Annotated in this window: 20 protein-coding genes; 12 read left to right on the top strand and 8 right to left on the bottom strand. The window is 64.6% G+C overall.

Translation table 11 applies throughout. The features are described 5' to 3' along the window. Positions 1 to 12 precede the first annotated feature (12 nt). Genes ZAL01S_RS08705 through lnt form a run of 5 tightly spaced genes read left to right on the top strand, consistent with a single transcriptional unit; the run spans position 13 to position 5,549 of the window. Positions 13 to 369 carry a hypothetical protein gene (locus tag ZAL01S_RS08705; protein ID WP_066082290.1) on the top strand — a complete coding sequence of 119 codons (357 nt, stop codon included), beginning with the start codon at positions 13 to 15 and terminating at the stop codon, positions 367 to 369. A 9-nt stretch (positions 370 to 378) separates the two neighbouring features. Further along, positions 379 to 651 (top strand): twin-arginine translocase TatA/TatE family subunit, encoded by a 273-nt coding sequence (gene tatA / locus ZAL01S_RS08700; protein WP_066082288.1) that lies wholly within the window; start codon positions 379 to 381, stop codon positions 649 to 651. 1 nt (position 652) lies between these two features. Continuing rightward, positions 653 to 1,504, top strand: coding sequence for a twin-arginine translocase subunit TatC (gene tatC / locus ZAL01S_RS08695; RefSeq protein WP_306301602.1), 852 nt, complete (start codon positions 653 to 655; stop codon positions 1,502 to 1,504). After that, positions 1,501 to 3,966 (top strand): DEAD/DEAH box helicase, encoded by a 2,466-nt coding sequence (locus tag ZAL01S_RS08690; RefSeq protein ID WP_066082286.1) that lies wholly within the window; start codon positions 1,501 to 1,503, stop codon positions 3,964 to 3,966. The genes tatC and ZAL01S_RS08690 overlap by 4 nt, the downstream gene beginning before the upstream one ends. After that, on the top strand, positions 3,963 to 5,549 hold the full coding sequence (gene lnt, locus ZAL01S_RS08685) for an apolipoprotein N-acyltransferase (RefSeq protein WP_066082284.1): 1,587 nt from the start codon (positions 3,963 to 3,965) through the stop codon (positions 5,547 to 5,549). Before ZAL01S_RS08690 ends, lnt begins: the two co-directional genes overlap by 4 nt. Before the next feature lie 45 nt (positions 5,550 to 5,594). Here the strand turns inward: lnt and ZAL01S_RS08680 are convergent, their stop codons facing one another. Continuing rightward, on the bottom strand, positions 5,595 to 5,960 hold the full coding sequence (locus ZAL01S_RS08680) for an RNA polymerase-binding protein RbpA (protein ID WP_066082282.1): 366 nt from the start codon (positions 5,958 to 5,960) through the stop codon (positions 5,595 to 5,597). A gap of 130 nt (positions 5,961 to 6,090) precedes the next feature. Then, positions 6,091 to 6,849, bottom strand: a complete 759-nt coding sequence (locus tag ZAL01S_RS08675) for a glycerophosphodiester phosphodiesterase family protein (RefSeq protein WP_066082279.1) — start codon at positions 6,847 to 6,849, stop codon at positions 6,091 to 6,093. A 75-nt stretch (positions 6,850 to 6,924) separates the two neighbouring features. Between ZAL01S_RS08675 and ZAL01S_RS08670 the strand changes: the two genes are divergently transcribed. Then, a complete protein-coding gene (locus ZAL01S_RS08670) occupies positions 6,925 to 7,704 on the top strand; it encodes an SDR family oxidoreductase (protein WP_066082335.1) in 780 nt (259 codons plus the stop codon). Positions 7,705 to 7,713: 9 nt separating this feature from the next. Here ZAL01S_RS08670 and ZAL01S_RS08665 read toward each other — a convergent pair whose 3' ends face one another. The 3 genes from ZAL01S_RS08665 to ZAL01S_RS08655 all read right to left on the bottom strand — a co-directional run bounded on the left by ZAL01S_RS08665 (position 7,714) and on the right by ZAL01S_RS08655 (position 10,035). Further along, positions 7,714 to 8,154, bottom strand: coding sequence for an SRPBCC family protein (locus tag ZAL01S_RS08665; RefSeq protein ID WP_159421660.1), 441 nt, complete (start codon positions 8,152 to 8,154; stop codon positions 7,714 to 7,716). A 136-nt stretch (positions 8,155 to 8,290) separates the two neighbouring features. Next, entirely contained in the window at positions 8,291 to 8,470 is a 180-nt protein-coding gene (locus ZAL01S_RS08660; protein ID WP_066082274.1) for a hypothetical protein, read from the bottom strand. A gap of 107 nt (positions 8,471 to 8,577) precedes the next feature. Further along, the gene (locus tag ZAL01S_RS08655; protein WP_083523225.1) at positions 8,578 to 10,035 is read right to left on the bottom strand and encodes an amino acid permease; all 1,458 of its coding nucleotides are present in this window, start codon (positions 10,033 to 10,035) and stop codon (positions 8,578 to 8,580) included. 214 nt (positions 10,036 to 10,249) lie between these two features. On the opposite strand from ZAL01S_RS08655, the gene ZAL01S_RS08650 reads away from it, so the two are divergent. The 4 genes from ZAL01S_RS08650 (at position 10,250) to ZAL01S_RS08640 (ending at position 12,817) form a co-directional block, all read left to right on the top strand. Continuing rightward, positions 10,250 to 11,512: an SGNH/GDSL hydrolase family protein gene (locus ZAL01S_RS08650; RefSeq protein WP_159421659.1), complete on the top strand. Its 1,263-nt coding sequence runs from the start codon at positions 10,250 to 10,252 to the stop codon at positions 11,510 to 11,512. Positions 11,513 to 11,624: 112 nt separating this feature from the next. Next, positions 11,625 to 11,798: a hypothetical protein gene (locus ZAL01S_RS10355; protein ID WP_159421658.1), complete on the top strand. Its 174-nt coding sequence runs from the start codon at positions 11,625 to 11,627 to the stop codon at positions 11,796 to 11,798. Positions 11,799 to 11,852: 54 nt separating this feature from the next. Then, positions 11,853 to 12,347, top strand: a complete 495-nt coding sequence (locus ZAL01S_RS08645) for a cupin domain-containing protein (RefSeq protein ID WP_244875376.1) — start codon at positions 11,853 to 11,855, stop codon at positions 12,345 to 12,347. Positions 12,348 to 12,658: 311 nt separating this feature from the next. Then, positions 12,659 to 12,817 carry a hypothetical protein gene (locus ZAL01S_RS08640; RefSeq protein ID WP_159421657.1) on the top strand — a complete coding sequence of 53 codons (159 nt, stop codon included), beginning with the start codon at positions 12,659 to 12,661 and terminating at the stop codon, positions 12,815 to 12,817. 78 nt (positions 12,818 to 12,895) lie between these two features. Here the strand turns inward: ZAL01S_RS08640 and ZAL01S_RS10690 are convergent, their stop codons facing one another. The 3 genes from ZAL01S_RS10690 to ZAL01S_RS08630 all read right to left on the bottom strand — a co-directional run bounded on the left by ZAL01S_RS10690 (position 12,896) and on the right by ZAL01S_RS08630 (position 16,411). Further along, positions 12,896 to 13,438 (bottom strand): 5'-nucleotidase C-terminal domain-containing protein, encoded by a 543-nt coding sequence (locus ZAL01S_RS10690; protein WP_217995477.1) that lies wholly within the window; start codon positions 13,436 to 13,438, stop codon positions 12,896 to 12,898. Then, a complete protein-coding gene (locus ZAL01S_RS08635; protein ID WP_217995476.1) occupies positions 13,435 to 14,901 on the bottom strand; it encodes a bifunctional metallophosphatase/5'-nucleotidase in 1,467 nt (488 codons plus the stop codon). Before ZAL01S_RS08635 ends, ZAL01S_RS10690 begins: the two co-directional genes overlap by 4 nt. Positions 14,902 to 15,097: 196 nt before the next feature. Beyond that, positions 15,098 to 16,411, bottom strand: a complete 1,314-nt coding sequence (locus ZAL01S_RS08630) for a cytochrome P450 (protein ID WP_066082268.1) — start codon at positions 16,409 to 16,411, stop codon at positions 15,098 to 15,100. A 208-nt stretch (positions 16,412 to 16,619) separates the two neighbouring features. Here ZAL01S_RS08630 and ZAL01S_RS08625 point away from each other — a divergent pair, with 208 nt between their 5' ends. Both ZAL01S_RS08625 and ZAL01S_RS08620 read left to right on the top strand, forming a co-directional pair. Next, positions 16,620 to 17,627, top strand: a complete 1,008-nt coding sequence (locus tag ZAL01S_RS08625; RefSeq protein ID WP_083523220.1) for a DUF808 domain-containing protein — start codon at positions 16,620 to 16,622, stop codon at positions 17,625 to 17,627. Between the two features lie 76 nt (positions 17,628 to 17,703). Next, on the top strand, positions 17,704 to 19,248 hold the full coding sequence (locus ZAL01S_RS08620; RefSeq protein ID WP_066082266.1) for an Hsp70 family protein: 1,545 nt from the start codon (positions 17,704 to 17,706) through the stop codon (positions 19,246 to 19,248). Positions 19,249 to 19,434: the final 186 nt, after the last annotated feature.

Below are 19,434 nucleotides of genomic sequence, written 5' to 3'. Positions count from 1 at the left end.
ACTGTCCTCCTGATGATGCCGTGGTGGTCGTGGGTACTGATTTGGACGGGACTGGTTCTCGTCCTGCTCGTCGTGCTCACGCTGTGCGCAGTGAGCCTGTACCGCAAGGTCATGGCGCTCCTCGCCGAATTCGAGTCGCTGCAGCAGCTGCTTGACGAGCAGGCCGCTGCCGCAGAAGCACTCGTCGCGCCCATTCCAGACCCGGAAAGCGCCATGCTGCGTGGCGCCGCCGCGGTGGAACGCGAACGTCGTCTCATCCGCGAGGACATCGACGAGCGCAAGCACGCCCGCCACGAAGCACGCCTCGCACGCGGCCGCGCGCTCATCAAGGCAGACCCCATGCAATACGCCCACCTGGCACGAAAGTAGAGCACGAGCATGTTCCAAGGATTTGGTGGCTGGCACCTCATCGCGATTCTCTTCCTGGTCCTACTGCTGTTCGGTGCACCGAAGCTGCCGGCCCTCGCGAAGAGCCTCGGCCAGTCGATGCGCATCTTCCGCGGCGAAATGCGTCAGATGCAGGACGAGAACCCCAAGCAGAAGAAGGACGGCGAAGCCGCTCCCGCTGCCACGACCGCTCCTGCTGCTCCGAGCGAGCCGGTGACGCCGAACACGGCCGAGCCTCAGCCCAAGCCGGAGTCCAACGCCTAGCGTGAGCACCGCATCCTCCGGGGTGCCGAACCGTACGGGCTCAGCCAAGCGCCGACGCCGACCGAAGAATCCGGAAGGCCGCATGCGCCTGGCGGAACACCTCATCGAGTTCCGCAACCGATTCATCGTTTCCGTCATCGCGATCGTCGTCGGTATGATCGCGGGCTTCATTCTGACCGGCCCGGTGCTGGATGCCATTCGCGTCCCCATCGAGCAGCTCGCAAGCGCACGCGCTGGTGGCGTCTCGATCAACTTCCCGAACGTCACGAGTGCCTTCGACATTCGTATGCAGATGGCACTCACCATCGGCATCGTCATCGCGGCACCCGTGTGGCTCTACGAGATCTGGATGTTCCTCATGCCGGGTCTCAAGAAGAACGAGCGCCGATACGCGCTCGGCTTCCTCGGTGCAGCAGTGCCGCTGTTCCTCGCCGGCTGCCTCACGGGCTGGTTCATCATGCCCCGCATCGTCGAGGTGATGGCGAGCTTCGCCCCGGTGCAAGACACCGTCTTCTTTGACGCGAAGTACTACTACTCTTTCGTCCTCAACCTCTGCCTCGCCGTCGGCATCGCCTATGTCGTCCCGGTCGTACTCGTCATGCTGAACTTCGCGGGCGTCATCATGGGGAAGACGATCCTCAAGGGCTGGCGCGGTGCGGTCCTCGTCGTGGCACTCTTCGCCGCCATGGCGACCCCCGCAGCCGACGTCCTCTCGATGTTCCTCCTCATGGTGCCGATGATCGTGCTCTACTTCCTCGCCGTCGGCGTGTGCATGCTCAATGACCGTCGTCGCGCCAAACGTCAGCGGGCCTTCGAAGAAGAACTCAACGCCGGGGTAGTCTCGAGCCTGTGAGCCGGCCCGAGCAGCACCAAGCGAGCCCCGCAGAGCGATACGCGGCACAGCGACGCAAGCGCGCGTATCCCGTGACTGAACTCTTCCAGTCGCAGCTCTCCTACGACTTTGACCCGTTCCAGCGGGAAGCGTGCGAGCGGCTCGAAGAGGGTGACTCGGTGCTCGTCGCCGCACCAACGGGCGCCGGTAAGACGGTTGTTGCCGAGTTCGCGGTCTTCCTCACGATGCGTGACCCGAACGCGAAGATCTTCTACACGGCCCCAATCAAGGCCCTCTCGAATCAAAAGTTCAACGAATTCGTGCGCCGCTACGGTCCGAGCGAAGTGGGGCTCCTCACCGGCGACACAAACATCAACTCGCAGGCCCGGATCGTCGTCATGACGACCGAGGTGCTGCGCAACATGCTCTACGCGAATTCGCCGCTCTTGGATGACCTTGCCTACGTCGTCATGGATGAGGTGCACTACCTCGCCGACCGCTTCCGCGGAGCCGTGTGGGAAGAGGTCATCATCCACCTGCCGAGCGAAGTTCGACTCGTTTCGCTCTCGGCAACCGTCTCGAATGCAGAAGAGTTCGGCGACTGGCTCCAGGCCGTGCGCGGCGACACGCAGGTGATCGTTTCGGAGCATCGCCCCATCCCGCTCGACTACCACGTGCGCGCGGGATCTCGCCTCGTGGACCTCTTCGAGACGCGCGGCGACACGTACACCGATCGCGTGAACCCGGAGCTTGTGAACCTCGTCCGTCAGCGCGGACGCGGTCAAAGCGGGGGACCGCGCTCTCGTGGCGGTCGTCGTGGCGGTCGCAATTGGGAGGCTCGAGTTCGCTCGAATGATGAGCGTTACAACCGGGCAGAGCTCGTCGATCAGCTCGATCGGGCGAATATGCTCCCGGCGATCTTCTTCATCTTCAGCCGCGCGGGCTGCGATGCCGCCGTGCAGCAGCTGAAGCGCTCCGGCATCTGTCTCACGACCCGCGAAGAACGCGATGAGATCCGCTGGATCGTGGAATCCCGCTGCCGTTCTCTCCTGGATGAAGACCTCGGCGTGCTCGGCTACTTCCAGTGGCTGGAAGCACTCGAACTCGGCATCGCCTCACACCACGCGGGCCTCCTGCCCGCGTTCAAGGAGGTCGTCGAGGAGCTCTTCCAGAACAAACTCGTGAAGCTCGTGTTCGCGACGGAAACCCTCGCGCTCGGCATCAACATGCCGGCCCGCACCGTCGTGCTCGAGAAGCTCGACAAGTTCAACGGTGAAGGCCGCGTGCCGATCACGCCGGGTGAGTTCACGCAGCTCACGGGTCGTGCTGGCCGTCGCGGTATCGACGTTGAGGGGCACGCGGTCGTGCTGTGGCGGGATGGCATGAACCCGCAGCAGCTCGCAGCCCTCGCATCCCGCCGCTCGTACCCGCTCAACTCCTCCTTCCGCCCGACGTACAACATGGCGGTGAACCTCGTCGACCGCTTTGGCCGCGAGCGCACGCGCGACGTCCTCGAGTCGTCCTTTGCGCAGTTCCAGGCCGACCGAGCCGTGGTCGATATTGCCCGGAAGGTGCAGCAGCAGCGTGAGTCGCTCGCCGGCTACGAAGCGGCCATGGAGTGCCACCGGGGTGATTTCTTCAGCTACTCGCGTGTGCGCCGGGAACTCAGCGATCTCGAGCGGAAGAAGATCCGCGAGGATATGCCAAACGCCCACGCTGAACGCGAACGTCGTCAGCAGCGCCTGCAGGAGCTCCGCCACGAGATGCGCATGCATCCGTGCCACTCGTGCCCGGAGCGCGAGGACCACGCCCGCTGGGGCGAGCGCTACTGGCGCCTCAAGCACGACACCGACCGACTCGTCCGGCAGATCGAATCCCGCACGGGTGCCGTCGCGCAGGTGTTTGACCGGCTCACGGATGCGCTCATTGAGCGTGGCTATCTCGCGCAGCTCACGACGAGCGATGACCTTGCCCTGACAAGCCACGGCCACTCGCTTAAGCGCATCTACGGCGAGCGTGACCTCCTTATCGCCGAGTGCATTCGGAAGCAAGCGTGGCTGAAACTTGACGCTGCGGGGCTTGCCGCGATGGCGGCTGCGCTCGTGTTTGAACCGCGCCGCGACGAAGACAATCCACCGGAGCGATTCCTCCCGCGTGGCGGGTTTCGGGAAGCGCTCGAGCACACGGAACGGCTCTGGGAAGAGCTCGACGAGCTCGAGGAACGCCACGGTGTGCCCCGGACAGTGCCGCTCGCGACCGGACTCGTGCCCGCCATGCACCGCTGGGCTCGTGGCGGCCGCCTCGATGACGTCCTCGATGAGGCGGGCCTGCAGGCGGGCGACTTCGTGCGCTGGTCGAAGCAGGTGCTTGATCTGCTCGACCAGATCGAGAAGGTCACGACTGGCGGCCTCAAGCGCACCGCACGCGAAGCCTACGATGCGGTCCGCCACGGCATCGTCGCCTACGCGAGCGTGGCCGAGTGATCGACGCCATCCGACGCCCCTGGTGGGAGTGCGCGGCGCTTGCTATGTGCGCTGGGCTCTCGCTCGCACTCTCGTTCCCGGGCGCCAGCCTGTGGCCACTCGCGTTCGTGGCGCCACCGCTGCTTGTCACGGCACTGCGGGGGCGAGGCTTTGGCTCGGCCTTCGTGCTCAGTGCCATCGCAGGTGCTGCCTTTTACGGCCCGCTCGTGTCGTGGTCGTCACGCTTCCTGGGGCCGATTCCCTGGCTCGCACTCACCGCGGTCATGACGCTCTCCTTCGCCGTGGGCGGGATGCTCCTCGCTGCGGTCATGCGCGGCATACAGCGCCGCGCACCGGGAGAGCGCGGCATGCTCATCGCTGAGCCGCTCGCGCTCGCACTCGTCTGGATGCTGCGGGAGTTCGTCGCGAATCGATTCCCCTATGGCGGATTCGCGTGGGGCCGCATCGCGCAGAGCCAATCGAATGGCCCGTTCTTGGATGTTGTGGCCTGGCTCGGGATTGACGGCCTCGGCTTCCTCATGGTGTGGATGTCGCTGCTTGGCCTAGCCGTCCTGCGTCACGCCATCCAGACCTCGAGCAGTGCCCCGAAGCTCCGCGCGATGTCCCGGTGGCGCACCTTCGAGCTCGCTTCGACGGTCGCCGCTGCCTGCGCTGTCCTTGTCCTCATCCCGCCGTGCTCACTCCCGAGCAACGGCACCGTCCGTGTCGCCGCCGTGCAAGGGAACACCCCGGAGGCGGGATACTTCACCTCGGGTGCTCCGGGCCAGGTGCTTGCGAGCCACATCCGCGTGACCGAAGCGCATGTGCCAAGCACGTGGCAGCCCGAACTCATCCTGTGGCCCGAAGGTTCGGCCGATCTTGGCCCGCAGTATCACGCGGCTGCCGAGGAAGCCTTGAACGATCTCTCCGCGCGCTACGGTGATGCCCCGATTCTCGCTAACACGGTGACGGTCACAGGACGCGGCAAGAGCGAGCAGTACTTCAACACGCAGTTTGAGTGGAGCTCCGCATCCGGCTGGGGTGCGGAGACCTCCAAGAAGCGCCCGGTGCCGTTCGGCGAATACATTCCCGACCGCGACTTCTACTACGCGCTCGCGCCCGACCTCATCGGGATGGTGGGCCGCGGCTATTCCCCGGGCACCGACCCGGCCACGGTCAGCGTCGCGGGGCATCGCGCCGGCGTGCTTATTTGCTTTGACGTCATCGAGGATGGAGTGGTCCGCCAGTCAGTGGGGGAGGGCGCTGAGTTCCTCCTCCTGCCGACGAACAACGCTGACTTTGACCGCACCGATGAAGCCGCCCAGCAAGTCTCCTTCGCGCGGATTCGCGCCGTTGAGACGGGCCGCTGGACGGTGCAGGCGTCAACTGTGGGCTGGAGCGCCGCCTACGACGGTGCCGGTCGCGAAGTCGCGGCGCTCAACTGGTTTGACGACGGCGCAATGCTTCTCGAGGTTCCCGCGGTTCAGGGCAGCACGCCCGCCATGGTGATCGGGGAGGGTGTGAGCCGGGCGCTCGCGCTCGGTGGCCTCCTCATGGTCATCACGTACTGGCCTCGCGCCGGGAAGCGTCGTGCAACGCAATGAGCGCGAGCCCGAAGGCCCGCGCTCACACGCTATGTTGGCTGTGCGTTAGGCGTCGTTCTTCTTCGTGCCGCGACGCTCACGGAGATAGTTGAGACGCTCGTTGAGGATCTCTTCGAGCTCTTCGCGCGAGCGACGCTCGAGCAGCATGTCCCAATGCGTGCGCTGCGGCTTCTCTGTCGGGGCCTCGTACTGGACCTTGTTGCCGGCGTCGTCGAGGAGTCGCCCCTCATTGCCCGTCTTCGGCGAGGGCCACACTTCGGGCACCTCGGCGTCGGCAGCAAACGTCACGACGAAGGTCTCGCCCTCATCCGTGACGTAGCTCCGCAATTGACGCTCAACGAAGACAACGCCCTCGTCACTCTGCAAACTCTGTGACCCGAGGCGCATGCCCCGCAGGCTTCGATCGGCCATCAGTGGCCTCCTCTCATGTCCGCGCTGACTCACCGCCAGTCGACAGCGACGACGCGCTGTGTGCCTCTTGTCTATCGTGAAACTCCGGGAAGAGCTTGGGTATTCCCGGAATGGTGCGGAATTCGATGCGCTATGGGCGCCGTTCAAGGCTTGATCGCACCTGGAGAGCGAGATCGGCCCGGTCGGTGACGATACCTTCGACGCCGAGTTGCCAGAGCCGTCGCATCTCGCTCGGCTCGTTCACGGTCCACACATGAATCTCGCGCACATGACGCTTCCATTTCGCCAGGCGAGGCGGCGAGACGAGCGTGATGCCCGCGGCCCGCTCCGGGATCTGGAGTGCATCGCAGCCTCGGAGGATGCGCCCCGCAAGACGATCCCACCCGAGTTCGAGCGCGAGGAAGGCTAGCATAAGCTGACGTCCCGACGCACTCGTGGCGGCGTTGGGCACGAGGCGGTGGATGGCCCGGCGCCGTCCCTCGTCAAAAGAACACACGAGGACACGGTGCTCCGCGTGAGCTTCGTGGATCGCACGAGCGAGCGGCTCGACGGCATCCCGTGACTTCACGTCAATGTTGAACCGTGCATGGGGGAGCGCCTCCAATACCTCGGCCACCGTCGAGATGCGCCAGTCGCCCTTTCCTCGCGCTGCAAGCTCCTCCAGGCTGAGCTCCGCCACCTTGTCGTCGCCGCCGTCGACGCGTTCGAGTGTTTCGTCGTGCCACAGGACCGCAACGCCGTCACGGGTGGCACGCGCGTCACATTCAAGATGCGTGATGCCGAGGGCCACGGCAGCCTGGTGCGCTCGGAGCGAGTTTTCGAGGGCATCGAGCGCGAGACCTCGATGGGCGAGAACCCGGTGATGCACCTCGTCAAACCACTCGGACATTCATCCTCCTCGACACACTCGCGGACAGCATACGAGTCCAGCTCGCCGGGACGGGACGTCGTTATGCTGAGAGCCATGTCTGCAACTCAGTCTCCGCTTGCCCCTGGTTCGCTCGAGGGGCGTCGTGCCCTCGTCACCGGCTCCTCGCGCGGTGTCGGCGCCGACACCGTCCGCTTCCTCGCCGAAGCAGGTGCCAAGGTCGTCGTGAACTACCGCAACAAGGAAGCCCGCGCACAGAAGCTCGTGAGCGAGCTCACCGAGCAGGGTGCCACCGCCATGGCTGTTGGGGCGGACCTCACCGATCAGGGCTCGCTCGAGGCCATGTTTGAGGCAATCCGTCAGGAGTACGGCGGGCTTGACCTCCTCATCCTCAACGCGTCCGGCGGCATGGAATCCGGAATGGAAGAGGACTACGCCCTCAAACTCAACCGCGACGCCCAGGTGAACACACTGCAGGCGGCGCTCGAACTCATGAACGAAGGTGGCCGCGTCGTGTTCGTCACGAGCCACCAGGCGCACTTCATCCGCACGACCCCGACGATGGAGGAATACCGTCCCGTCGCCGAGTCGAAGCGTGCCGGAGAGGACGCCCTCCTCGAACTCGTGCCGACGATGGCCGAACAGAACGTCGAGTTTGTGGTCGTCTCGGGCGACATGATCGAAGGCACGATCACCGCGACGCTCCTCAACCGCCTCAACCCGGGTGCCATCGACGAGCGCCGCAAGCAGGCCGGTCGACTCTACAACGTGCAGGAGTTCGCGGCCGAGGTCGCCAAGGCGACGGTGGCCCCGGTTCCGGAAGACCACATCATCCTCATCGGCGACGTGAGCTCCTTCAACACCGAAGGCGCCTAAGACTTCGCGCTACTTTGCAGCGGCCTTCGCTGCAGCTTCGAGGCGTTCGGCATTGCCGGGCGCCTCGAGCCACTCCTGGAGGTCACCAGCACGATCACGCCAGAAGTCGCGCATGCGCTCGACCTCAATGGCGGCGTAATCATCCTTGGTAAAGCCTGATTCGACGATCCGCAGCCGCGACTTCTTCTTCGACTGTGAGACGTACACGTCGACGGTGGTTGTTGCGTCGCGACCTTTCGTTCGCCACTCGAAGCGAGCGTGTTCACCGGGTTTGAGTTTGAGCAGCCGCCCGGAGACGTGGCGGTACTTCTTCCGCTTATACGGCACTTCCGCGACTTCGATCCGGCCACCAACCTTTTTCGCGATGGTGAGCTCTGGCCACCACTCACTCAGGATCGCTGCATCCCAGCACGCGAACCAGAGTGCACGTGTGGAGATGCTTGTCCTCATCGACATGTCCAGCTGCGGGGAAAAGTGACCCATGATGGCCTCGCGGGGGAGAGAAGGAGAGGCTGAGCAAAACGCCGCGCTCAAAGGCACGGCGTTTTGTCGATACTCGCCGTGCCAGGCACGAACGATGCGAGGATTATTTGCGGCTGTGTCCCGTGAGCTGCCACGGGATGAAAAAGGCAATGGCGTTGAGGAACATGCCAGCAACGAAGGTGAGCAGCTGCAGCATGTCGTTGTCGATCTGGAAGGCAAGGCCGTAGCACCAAAGGCCAGCAACAAAGATGGCAGCGCACAGCGCAGTGAGAAGGAAGCTCACGGGGGTTCTCCTAGCAAACGTTGACAGGGGCGCGTTCGCGCGGTCTGTTCATCATACCGGACGGGGCGGCACCCGTTGGATGCCGCCCCGTCGATGTCACCTCATGGCTAGAACTTGTGGACGCGATCGCTCGGGCGCTTCGTTCCGCGCGCGAGGAATACGACGGCCGTCACCGCACCAATGACGAGCGAGAGCGCGATCGTGGCGAAGAGCTGCCCACCTGCAACCGGGTCGAAGGCCGAGAGCACCATGATGAGGCCGAGCCCGAGCAGTGCGATCGCTGCGAAGCCATAGCCGAAGGGGAGTCGGTAGTCGAGTTGTTCACCTCGGCGCTCGCCGCGGCGGCGCAGGATGATGAACGACACGGAAATCGAGATCCACAGCAGGATGATCGTCGAACCGATGATGTTGAGCAACGGCACGAGGAGGTCTTCGTCCGGGTTGAAGAGCGCAATAACACCCGTGGCGAAGCCCACAAGCACCGATGCAATGACGGCGATGCGTGGCACCGAGTTCGGCGAGACACGGCCGAGGAACGCAGGCGCGTTCCCGCGGCGAGCGAGCGAGAAGATCATGCGCGAGGCCGCGTAAAGGTTCGCGTTGAGTGCCGAGAGGAGCGCGACCACGACAATGATCTGGATGATCGTCTCAACCGCTGGGATGTTCGTGAGTTCGAGCACCGCGGCGAAGGGCCCTGCCTCAACAGCCGGGTCATTCCACGGGAGTGCCAACACGATGACGAGGATCGAGCAGATGTAGAACACGAGGATGCGGAAGAGCACCGATCGCACCGCGCGCTGGATGCTCGACTTGGGGTTCTCGGTTTCAGCCGCCGCGATCGCTGCAACCTCCGTGCCGCCGAAGGCGAACATGACGATGAGGAGTGCCGAGGCGATACCGAGGATTCCCGTCGGCGCAAAGCCTTCTGGCGGAACGAGATTCGAGAGGCCGGGGGAGGGGACACCCGGGATGAGGCCGAACAGGAGCGCCCCGCCGAGGACGAGGAAGGCGAGAATCGCGACGACCTTGAGCCCAGCGAACCAGAACTCGACGCGGCCGTAGTGCTTGACGTTCAAGAGGTTGAGCACCGTGAAGAGCGCCACGAAGGCGATGACCCAGCCGCCTACGCCGAGCGTCGGGAACCAACCGGCCATGACGGCGGCTGCACCGAGCGCTTCAGCGGCGATGACGATGATGAGCTGCACCCAGTACAGCCATCCCACGGTCGTGCCGACGATGCGGCCCATCGCGCGTTCGGCAAACACAGAAAAGGCACCGGAAGCTGGCTCACGAACCGCCATCTCGCCGAGCATGTGCATGATCGCGATGATGATGAGGCCGGCAATGACATAGGCAATGAGCACCGCGGGGCCGGCAACGGCGATGGCTGCGCCCGAGCCGACGAACAGGCCCGCACCAATTGCGCCACCGAGGCTCATCATCGTGAGCTGTCCAGGCGTGAGCTTCTGCTCGAGAGAGCCCTTCTCGAGGCTCGATTCGGTAGTCGCGAGCGTCGGCTTGTCGATGGTCGACGCGGCCGCGGGCGCGGTCTCTTGTGTGGTCATGTGCTCCTCCTTGAACACGACACAGGCCATTCACGCCTCGTTGCAGAATGGCGGACCTGACATCGGGCTACGCGAAGTGTAGGTGACCGCATCGTGTCCACAACAGTTTGCCATGTCGCGTGCCGCGATTTTCCGCGCGAGGCTGACAGGATGCAGGCGAACGACGCATCCTGCTGGCGGAAGACGTTCAGGTGGCTTCGCCAGACTGAGTGAAATGCGCACGCTCCCACGCTCATTGGCGGCCGGTGTCATGACTCTGTTCGCGCTCTGTGCTGCGCTCGTCGCGCCGGAGAACGCGCTGGCCGTGGACACCTTAGCGCGCGACGCGAACACCCCACCTGCAACAGCAACTTCGGGTGAGGCCACCGCGAGCGACCCCATTGAATACGTCGCGCTCGGCGACTCCTACGCCTCGGGGTACGGCCTTCTGCCGGAAACGGGCAGCCCGCAGCCCACCTGCTGGCAGTCCTACAACAACTACCCGCACCAGCTCGCGAGCCAATTCGGCTTCACTCTTGAGGACCGGAGCTGCACCGGGGCCGCCACACCGAACATTGCCCAGGATCCGCAGCCGCTCCCGGGCGGTGCCACGGCGCCCCTTCAGATCGAGGCGCTGAGCGACAACACCGACTTCGTCACGATCACGATCGGCGGCAACGATGCGGGCTTCTTCAACATCGCGAGCGCCTGCCTCGCGCTCGACGAGAAGGGCCCGGTCGCGGGGGAGGACGGCGCCTTCCAGTCGCCGAACTGTCGGGAAGTCTACGAGCGCCCGGAGGGCAACATCCTCAAGGACCGCATCGACTACAACGTGCGTGACGGCTTGCGGCGGAACTTTCAGGCCGTTGCCGAGGCGGCTCCGAACGCCGACATCTACGTCGTCGGTTACCCCGCGGTCGTCCCTGTCGGCGGAAAGATTCCCGCGCACGGATGCTTCCGTCCTGTGATCGGTCTCGACGGCTACGCCCCCGACTCAGTGCCCTTCACGGATGAGGACATCACCTTCATCGCCGAGATCGTGCGCGAACTCAACCGCACTGTTGAAGAAGAAGCGAGTGCAGCCGGTTTCACCTTCGTGAACACCGAGGAGGCATCGTCGGAGCACAGCGTGTGCGCGCCCCGTCACGAGTCGTACATTGCAGGTATCACGATTACGACGCTTGACCCGCCGACGGCACAGCAGGGGGCACTTCACCCGAATCTGCCGGGACACAACTACCTGGCGAATACGGCGGCGGATGCCATTCAGACGAAGCATCCCGAACTCGAGCGCACGCCGCATGAGCCTATGAACGTGATGCCGCCGCTCCCGGCGAAGTCCGCGCAACCGGATGGGCGCGCTGCAATTTTCGGTTCGCTCGGCGGCATTGTCCTCGTCGGCGGCACGCTGCTTCTGTTGGAACGTCGGCGCCGGATGCGAGTCGTACAACGCGTTCGGGCGACGAGCACGCCCTCCTCACGCGACACGAGTGAGTGAACCTCGTGTTCTCTGCGTGCGTGCAACGAGAACACGCAAGGATGGTGATCGCGACGGCCCGTGTGCCGAGCCCACCGACCCACAACGGTGCGGCCGCAGAAAGACCCTCCTCATGCCCGCTTCTTCCACACATCCGGCCGATCAGCACGACGTCATTCGCATCTCCGGCGCACGCGAACACAATCTCAACGACGTCTCGCTGAGCATCCCGAAGCGACGACTCACGGTGCAGCACCTCAAGCAGTACCTCGCGCCCTCGGAAGCCCTAGGGGAGTGGAGGCTGTGAGCGCTACCAGTTGGAGCAGCCACACTGGGGTGCGAGGCCGCCACATCGTGGGGCATGTCGAAGGGAATCACCATGCAGATCATCGATCCGGGCGCACGCCCGAACGCGCTCAATATTGAATCGGCAACCATTCACAACGCGAATTACCGCACGGTGGTGTGGACCGGTAAGTACCTGCAGGTTACACTTATGTCAATTCCCGTCGGCGAGTCGATCGGCCTTGAGGTGCACCCGGAGACTGACCAGTTCATTCGCATCGACCGCGGCACCGGACGCTGCGTCATGGGCACCTCGAAGGACCGCCTCGAATTTGAAGAGTCCGTCGAGGATGGCTCAGCCGTCCAGGTTCCGGCCGGCTACTGGCACGACATCGAAAACACGGGCAACGAACCTCTCAAGCTCTACACGGTGTACGCGCCCGTGCATCACGCTCAAGGCATCATCCAGGAGACAGCGGCAGATGCCGAGCGTGACGAAGAAGCTGGCGATGACAATCCGCCCGAGTGGACAGTCCAGCCAGCTCCTGACGCCCAGGACAAGCACGCGTAACCAACACGCATCAACTCACCGCAGCTCGCCCACACCGAGCTGCGGTGAGTGCATTCTGGAGGAGCAATTCACATTGAGATGAACTGCAGCACACTACACGCCGCCCTACGCAGCCTGCTTCCGATAATGCACATTATGTCAATCTAAAGAACTGTGGACACGCGCCCACGCGGACACAGCCATGTGAACTACCTCCCCTCGCTCCCCACAGCGCTGAACAATCGCCGCCGCAGCTTCTTCGCTCTCGACGTGACAGGAAGGAGCAACGATGATTCCGAAGGATGCTCGCACCTGGATCGCACGACAGCGCGATGCGTTCGAACCTTGCACATCCCTTCGTACGCTTTGGCGTGCACCTCGAGCTTGACCTCAGCGCCGACACCACGACGTGGCCAGCAGTCGAACTGCAACCCGAAGCCATCTACGAAGCTCGATTCCGGGCCGCCGAGCGCGCCTTCGGGCAGAGTTAGGCACCTCTCACCTGCCACAAACACGCAACGTGGGGCACCACCCGAAGGTGACGCCCCACATTGCGTGCGCGTAGCTTCTTAGTGCTGCGTGCGGCGAAGCACGAGCACCGTGCCGAGCAGCATGAGCATGGCGGCGATGGATGCCGGGATGAGCATCTCAGCACCCGTGCCAGCAAGGTCGCCCTGCGGTTCAGCAGCTGCCTCCGCAGGAGCCTCGGTGGACTCCGGCGTGGCGACAGCGGTCTCGATCGGTGCTGCGGTCGGAACCTCGGTCGGAGCCGGGGGCTCCACCGGTGCAGCGCTCGTCGACACCGTCCAGTTCTCGACGAAGAAGTCGGCAGGGTTGATGACCTTCTTCTCCTGAGCCCATTCGATCATGAGCTCACGGATGGCCTTCTGCTCGTCGTAGATGACCGGAGCACTCGCCACGTGCGGGTAGCCCGAGCCACCCGACTGGCGGTAGTTGTTCACGGCGAAGGCGAACACATCAGTGTCCTTGATCGGCGTGCCGTCAGGCATCGTGAGGTTCTCGATGCGCTCACCGACCGGCTTCGAGATGTTGATGTGGTAGTTCACACCAGAGAGAACGTCGTACGAGTAGTCCGGGATACCGCGGGTCATGCCGTCGTACTGCGCGTTCGTGACGGTCGACCAGTCAGCGATGGCGGCACCCTCAGGCTGCTCTGGATGTAGTAGCGGGCCGAGTGCTCGAGGTAGTCCTTGAGCTCCGCGCCGGTCATCTTCACGCCGAGGAGCGTGTTGTCGTAGACGTAGAGGGCCGCCATGTCGGCGATCGTGACATCACCCTTCTCGAACACAGCGGTGCGCGAGAACGGCGAAGCTTCCGAGATCACGGGGAGGCCTGCAAGCTCGGTGCCCTTGAGCGCACGCGTGAGCTCGTCGGTCTGCACCTTGTTGATGAAGTCGAGGATGGCGGTGTCCTTCCACGCAGCGTCAGCAGCCGGCATGTCTCCCGTGGCCGTGGCAACGACCGTCGACACCCACTCCTGGGTCATGGCGTGCCAAGGGGCAATCACCTGGGCGACCTGCGGGTCGGCCGGGTAGTCAGCGGCCTTCAGGGCCTTCGCAGTCGGCTTCTCCGTGGCGGTCCAGTCAACGACCGGGTTGCCGTTCGCGTCGAGGCTCAGCGGGATGTTCACCTCGGAGAGGAAGCGGGCGTGGTAGCCGGGCTGTGTGAAGAGCACCTCACGGCCGTCCGGGCTCGTGTAGTACGTCTGCACCTGGTCGGTGACGTGCGAGTGACCACCGATGATGAGGTCGACGCCCGACACGTTTTCAGCGATCGAACGAGCCGCGTTCTCCTGCAGGTCGGCCGGGTTCCAGACGTAGCCCTGCGGGTCCTGGCCAGTGTGGGCCGACACGACGACGACATCCGCGCCGAGGGCCTTCACCTGCGGCACCCACTGCTTCACGGTCTCGACCGTGTCGCGGAAGTCGAGCGAGGCGACCTTCGAGCCGTCCCAGCCCGGGATGCCGGGGGTCACGACACCGATGACGGCGATCTGCACCTTGTGGCCGTCAGCCGTCGTCTTCTCGATCATCGTGTACGGGTCGAGGTACGGCTGGCCGGTCGCCTTGTCGATGACGTTGGCACCAAGCAGCGGGAAGTTGAGCGAGCCACGGTACTGCGAGAGGTCGCCGAGGCCGTAGTTGAACTCGTGGTTGCCCACCGTGCCAGCGTCGTAGCCGAGGTAGTTCGAGAGCGCGGCCATCGGGTCGGTCGTGGCACCGGTGCGGTTCGCGTGGTAGACGGTCTCGATCGACGAACCCTGGTTCGCGTCACCGTTGTCGAGCAGCACCACCGAGTCGGCGCCCTTGTCAGCGCGCACCTGCTGGATGGCAGTCGCGAGGTGCTCCATGCCACGGAGATTCTTGGGTGCGGCAGCGGTACCGAAGGGCTGCCCCGTGAAGTAGTCGTAGTTGAGCGCCGTGCCGTGGGTGTCGGTCGAGGCAAGGATCGTGATGTCGGCAATGTCGCCCGGCTGTCCAGTGACAGCCTCTGCCGGGGTGGCAACACCCATGGCGATGAGCGAGAGCGCCGCAACGGAAGCAAGCTTGCGCACAGAGGCTCCTTGAGATGCGGATGGTGTGACACGCGGCAGCGTGCGCCCGCCAGAGTATCCGCATCCCCGGTAACGAAGAGGTAACCGGGAACCAGACGACACGCGTCGATCCAGCAACACGGAAGAAGGGCCGCAGCGGTCCACTGCTGCGGCCCCACTCCCCTACCTTGGGAGGAAGATTCTGTGTTCTCGGGCGCTAGTGCTCGACGGGGCATCCGACCCCGGCCTGCTTGGCAATCGAACGAAGGCGTCCGCCCGAACTCGGCTTCGTCGGGAAGCGGCGGCGGTTCACCTCGAGTCCCTCGGGAAGGATGGCAAGGCGCGGATCGCTCATTGCCGTGATCGCTGCCGAAAGACCGGCGATGGCGACCTTCTCGCCCGGGCAGCGGTGGCCCGTGGGCACTTCCCCGCCACCCTGCGGGACGAAGGATGTGAGCGCCTCGTAGTCTTCGTGACCGAGGAATCGCTCCGGGTTGAAGGCTTCTGCGTCATCCCACGCGGCCGGGTCGTGGTTCGTGCCCTGGATGTCGATGAACACGCGGGTACCTGCCGGGATCGTCTCCCCTGCGAACTCGATGTCGCGCTTGGCAAGCCCCGGCAGCATCGGCACGAAAGGCGCCGTGCGGCGAACCTCCTGAGCGAAGGCCACCGCGAGCGGGCCACCGACGAGCACTCCCCCACGCTCCGCAGATTCTTGCGCGATACGTGCCCGCCACTCGGGACGCGCCTCGAGTTCCTTCGCAGCAAAGGCCACGAAGCGAGCGACGGCGATCGTCGGGCGGAGGATGTTCTGCAGCTCAATGCCGGCGAGGCGCGCATCAAGCAGCTCGCCGTCGAGTTCCCGGTGCCAGGCCCAGGCGTGCAGAGCCGTACCCTCGCGGGCCTCGAGCGTCCCGGCTCGGACCGCCTCGATGAGTTCCGCCGCGTGCTGGTCGCACCACTTGCGGTTCGCCCAGGCAAGCACATAGGCGGGCTCAACAACAGCGCCGAAGCCGTCAACGATTTGCGCGAGGCGCGCGGCAAAACGGGTCTTCGCGTCCGCCGTACCCGGCAGGCCTGCCCAGCGCTGGATGCCGCGGCCGAGTGCGCCAACGGCGGCATCATAGGCGCTACGAGTGCCACCCGCGATCCATTCGTCGCGCTCGCGGGTCCACTCGCGCTCGAAGTACGGCGTGAGTCGCTCCACCTGCTCGTCGACGTAGGCTGCCTGCACGAAGGTGTTCTTGCGGCGGCGGTGCGCCTCGCCGTCCATGCTGTGAACCGAACCGTGACCAAACAGGGGCTCACCAATGAGGCCCGGCATCGCACCCTGACGGTCGATGAGCTCCTCGTTGTAGTACAGCTTGATGCCCTCCTCACCGCGAACGAGCACCGAGTCGGTGCCGAGGAGCTTCATGGGCGCAACCTTGGGAGATCCGAGCGAGCGGGCTCGCTCCCACACCCCCTTGCCGAAGTCGTAACCCTTGGCGATGAAGTCCAGCGTGTCGTCCTTGCTCGGAGTGGGGATCATGTCGAGTCAACATCCTTTCGGTGATGACCCCGACGGTACGGAGTCAACCCGGAATTCCGCCCAACTCTGGCTGTGCACTCGCCCAGCCTTGCTGCGAATCGTGCGCTATCGCGCGATGTTGTGGCATCTCACACGCGTTTCCACGGCACCGTAGGCTGACCCGGTGCGGTCTTCGCCGCATCACTCCGCTTTCCAGGAAGGGCACCCCGTGAGCGCTGGTCTCATTGCACTCCTCGACGACGTCGCCGCCATCGCCAAGGCTGCAGCCGCCTCGGTCGACGATGTCGCGGCCGCCGCTGGCCGTGCAAGCGTGAAGGCTACCGGCGTCGTGGTCGACGACACTGCCGTCACCCCGCAGTACGTCACCGGCGTCACGCCAGACCGTGAGATCCCGATCATCTGGCGCATCGCCAAGGGCTCGCTCGTCAACAAGCTCGCCATTATCCTGCCGGTCGCCATGCTGCTCTCGCAGTTTGTGCCGTGGCTGCTCACGCCAATCCTCATGCTCGGTGGCGCGTTCCTCTCCTACGAGGGTGCCCACAAGGTGTGGGACGCCATCACCGGGCACGGCCATGAGGAGTCTGACGACGACCAAGGCGCCGCGGCAGATCCTGAGCAGGAAAAGCAGCTTGTCTCGGGCGCAATCCGCACCGACCTGATCCTCTCTGCCGAGATCATGGTCATCTCGCTCAATGAGGTGGCGAATGAGTCGTTCTGGAAGCGGCTCGCCATCATGATCGTCGTCGCGCTCGTCATGACGATCCTCGTCTACGGCGTGGTTGCGGTGCTCGTGAAGGCGGATGACCTGGGCCTGCGCATCACGAAGCACAACAAGCGCTCCGTCATTGGCCGCGGCCTCGTGAACGGAATGCCCTACGTGCTCGAGGCAATCTCGGTCATCGGCACCGCCGCAATGCTCTGGGTGGGTGGCCACATCCTCCTTGACGGCGCATCGAAGCTTGGCTTCACGGCCCCGTTCGACCTCGTGCACGCAGCCGAGCACTGGGTGGAGACCATTACTCCGGCGGCACTCGCTCCCGCGCTCGCGTGGCTGACTGAAACGCTCGGTTCGGCCATTGCGGGGTTCCTCGTCGGCTCGGTGGTCGTGGGCGTGCTCGCCCTCATCCCCCACCGCGCGCCGACGCCTGAAACTGGGGCCGAGACCGCGACCTCGGAGGATGCACAGGACGCAAGCGAAACCCCGGCCACGAAGTAACGGGGCACGTTCTGCGGGTTCCCAGCCGAAGCAGGTGTTCGCATTCACGTCATCGAGCGTTGCTAACGTCGTGTCCATGGTCCGCACAGTGCGCCTCGGAATTGACTTCGGCACGACCCGCACGGTTGTCGCCGCCGTCAAGGACGGCAATCATCCGGTTGTCTCTTTTGAGGACGCGGCTGGTGACCTCCACGACCACGTGCCGACGGTGGTCGCGCTCGGACCGGGGCATTCCTTCGTGAGTGGATGGGCTGCCCAGGAGGCAGTTCTCCACGGCGCGCCCTCGTTCCGCACCTTGAAGCGTCTACTCGCAGACCCGGCGACGACCGGTCGGGAACGGATCACCCTCGGCACCGCCGAAGCGACGCTTTCCCAACTGCTGTGGATGTTTGCCGCGGATCTGCGCACCGCCCTTGTTGAGCACTCCTCGCTCGACCTTGACGGTGAGGAACGCCTTGAAATTGCGCTCGGCGTGCCAGCCCACGCCCCATCCGCTCAACGCTTCCTGACGATCGACGCCTTCACGCGTGCTGGCTTCGAGGTGCTCGGCCTTGTGAACGAGCCGACGGCTGCCGCGTTCGAGTTCCTCCACCGCTACCCCAAGCAAATCAATTCACAGCGACAGAGCGTCATCGTGTACGACCTCGGTGGTGGCACCTTTGACGCTTCGATGGTGCAGCTCGGCGATGCCGTCCACGAAGTCGATCGCACGCTCGGGCTCCCGAACCTTGGCGGTGAGGACTTCGATGCCCTCCTCGCTGAGCTCGCGCTCGAGCATGTGCCGGACGAGGCGAAACCACACAGCGATCACGAGGTGGGAATGCTGCAGGAGGCTGCCCGGATCGCGAAGGAACGGCTCACGCCCCAGTCGCGTCGACTCGTTCTCGAAGTGGGCGACTCAGTCATCACAATCCCTGTCGACGAGTTCTCTGCGCGCGCCGAGAAGCTCGTCTTGATGACCCTCGACACAATTGAACGTCTGCTGGGCGGGCTCGACCAGGATGCACTCGCGCAGGCCGAGGTTGCCGGCCTGTACCTCGTCGGCGGTGCGAGTTCTCTGCCCCTCGTCCCCCGCATGATGCGTGAGCGCTTTGCGCGACGCGTCCACCGCTCGCCGCAGGCTATGGCGGCGACGGCAATCGGGCTCGCGCTCTACGCCGACCCTGACGCGCAGCACGTCATGCGTGAGCGCCTCGGGCGAGGCATCGGCGTCTTCCGCGAACGTGAAGGCGGCGCAAAGTTTGGCTTCGACGTCCTCATTGAGCCGGGATCGCGGGTGGATACGGCAGGCGAGCTTCGTGCACGGCGCGAATACCGTGCCGCCCACAACATCGGCAGCTACCGGTTCCTCGAGTTCACCGAGCTGGCCGGTGACGACACTCCGGCCGGCGAGCTCGTCCAGCTCGCACACGTCCTCGTGCCCTTCACGGCAGCGCTCAGCCACCTGGGTGCGGACGACCTCGCGAACGCCCCGATCCAGCGTCTCAATGCTGGACCGCTCGTCGAAGAGGAGCTCTTCGTGGATGCCAACGGCATCGCCCACATCACGATGCGCGTGCCCGCGCTTGAGGTCAAGATCTCGCGTCGAATCGACCTGGCCGTCGCGCAGCCGAACGACTAGCGCACCCTTCCCCCCACCCGCTACGGGTTCGCCGCGAGGAAGATAAACGCCGCTGCAAGCACGATGTGCAGCCCAGCCTGCTGACGCGTCGCGCGGCCACGAACAACTGTGAGGGTGCTCACCACACCTGTGAGGACGAGCAGCGCCATCCCGAGCGGGTCCAGCCCGAGCATGAGCGTCATCGGT

This window comes from [Zimmermannella] alba NBRC 15616 (assembly GCF_001570905.1).
Lineage (GTDB): Bacteria > Actinomycetota > Actinomycetes > Actinomycetales > Microbacteriaceae > Pseudoclavibacter > Pseudoclavibacter albus.
Note: the sequence above shows the minus strand (reverse complement) of the source record. Positions and strands in the feature narration are given on the sequence as shown.

What these genes read in the sequence shown, in the direction of transcription:
- ZAL01S_RS08650 (WP_159421659.1), top strand. Translation starts at nt 10,250, where the DNA reads ATGCGCACGCTCCCACGCTCATTGGCGGCCGGTGTCATGACTCTGTTC.
- ZAL01S_RS08630 (WP_066082268.1), bottom strand. Translation starts at nt 16,411, where the DNA reads ATGATCCCCACTCCGAGCAAGGACGACACGCTGGACTTCATCGCCAAG.
- ZAL01S_RS08705 (WP_066082290.1), top strand. Translation starts at nt 13, where the DNA reads ATGATGCCGTGGTGGTCGTGGGTACTGATTTGGACGGGACTGGTTCTC.
- tatA (WP_066082288.1), top strand. Translation starts at nt 379, where the DNA reads ATGTTCCAAGGATTTGGTGGCTGGCACCTCATCGCGATTCTCTTCCTG.
- ZAL01S_RS08675 (WP_066082279.1), bottom strand. Translation starts at nt 6,849, where the DNA reads ATGTCCGAGTGGTTTGACGAGGTGCATCACCGGGTTCTCGCCCATCGA.
- ZAL01S_RS08640 (WP_159421657.1), top strand. Translation starts at nt 12,659, where the DNA reads ATGCGTTCGAACCTTGCACATCCCTTCGTACGCTTTGGCGTGCACCTC.
- ZAL01S_RS08670 (WP_066082335.1), top strand. Translation starts at nt 6,925, where the DNA reads ATGTCTGCAACTCAGTCTCCGCTTGCCCCTGGTTCGCTCGAGGGGCGT.
- ZAL01S_RS10690 (WP_217995477.1), bottom strand. Translation starts at nt 13,438, where the DNA reads ATGACCCGCGGTATCCCGGACTACTCGTACGACGTTCTCTCTGGTGTG.
- ZAL01S_RS08680 (WP_066082282.1), bottom strand. Translation starts at nt 5,960, where the DNA reads ATGGCCGATCGAAGCCTGCGGGGCATGCGCCTCGGGTCACAGAGTTTG.
- ZAL01S_RS08665 (WP_159421660.1), bottom strand. Translation starts at nt 8,154, where the DNA reads ATGAGGACAAGCATCTCCACACGTGCACTCTGGTTCGCGTGCTGGGAT.
- ZAL01S_RS08645 (WP_244875376.1), top strand. Translation starts at nt 11,853, where the DNA reads ATGTCGAAGGGAATCACCATGCAGATCATCGATCCGGGCGCACGCCCG.
- ZAL01S_RS08620 (WP_066082266.1), top strand. Translation starts at nt 17,704, where the DNA reads ATGGTCCGCACAGTGCGCCTCGGAATTGACTTCGGCACGACCCGCACG.
- ZAL01S_RS10355 (WP_159421658.1), top strand. Translation starts at nt 11,625, where the DNA reads ATGCCCGCTTCTTCCACACATCCGGCCGATCAGCACGACGTCATTCGC.
- ZAL01S_RS08655 (WP_083523225.1), bottom strand. Translation starts at nt 10,035, where the DNA reads ATGACCACACAAGAGACCGCGCCCGCGGCCGCGTCGACCATCGACAAG.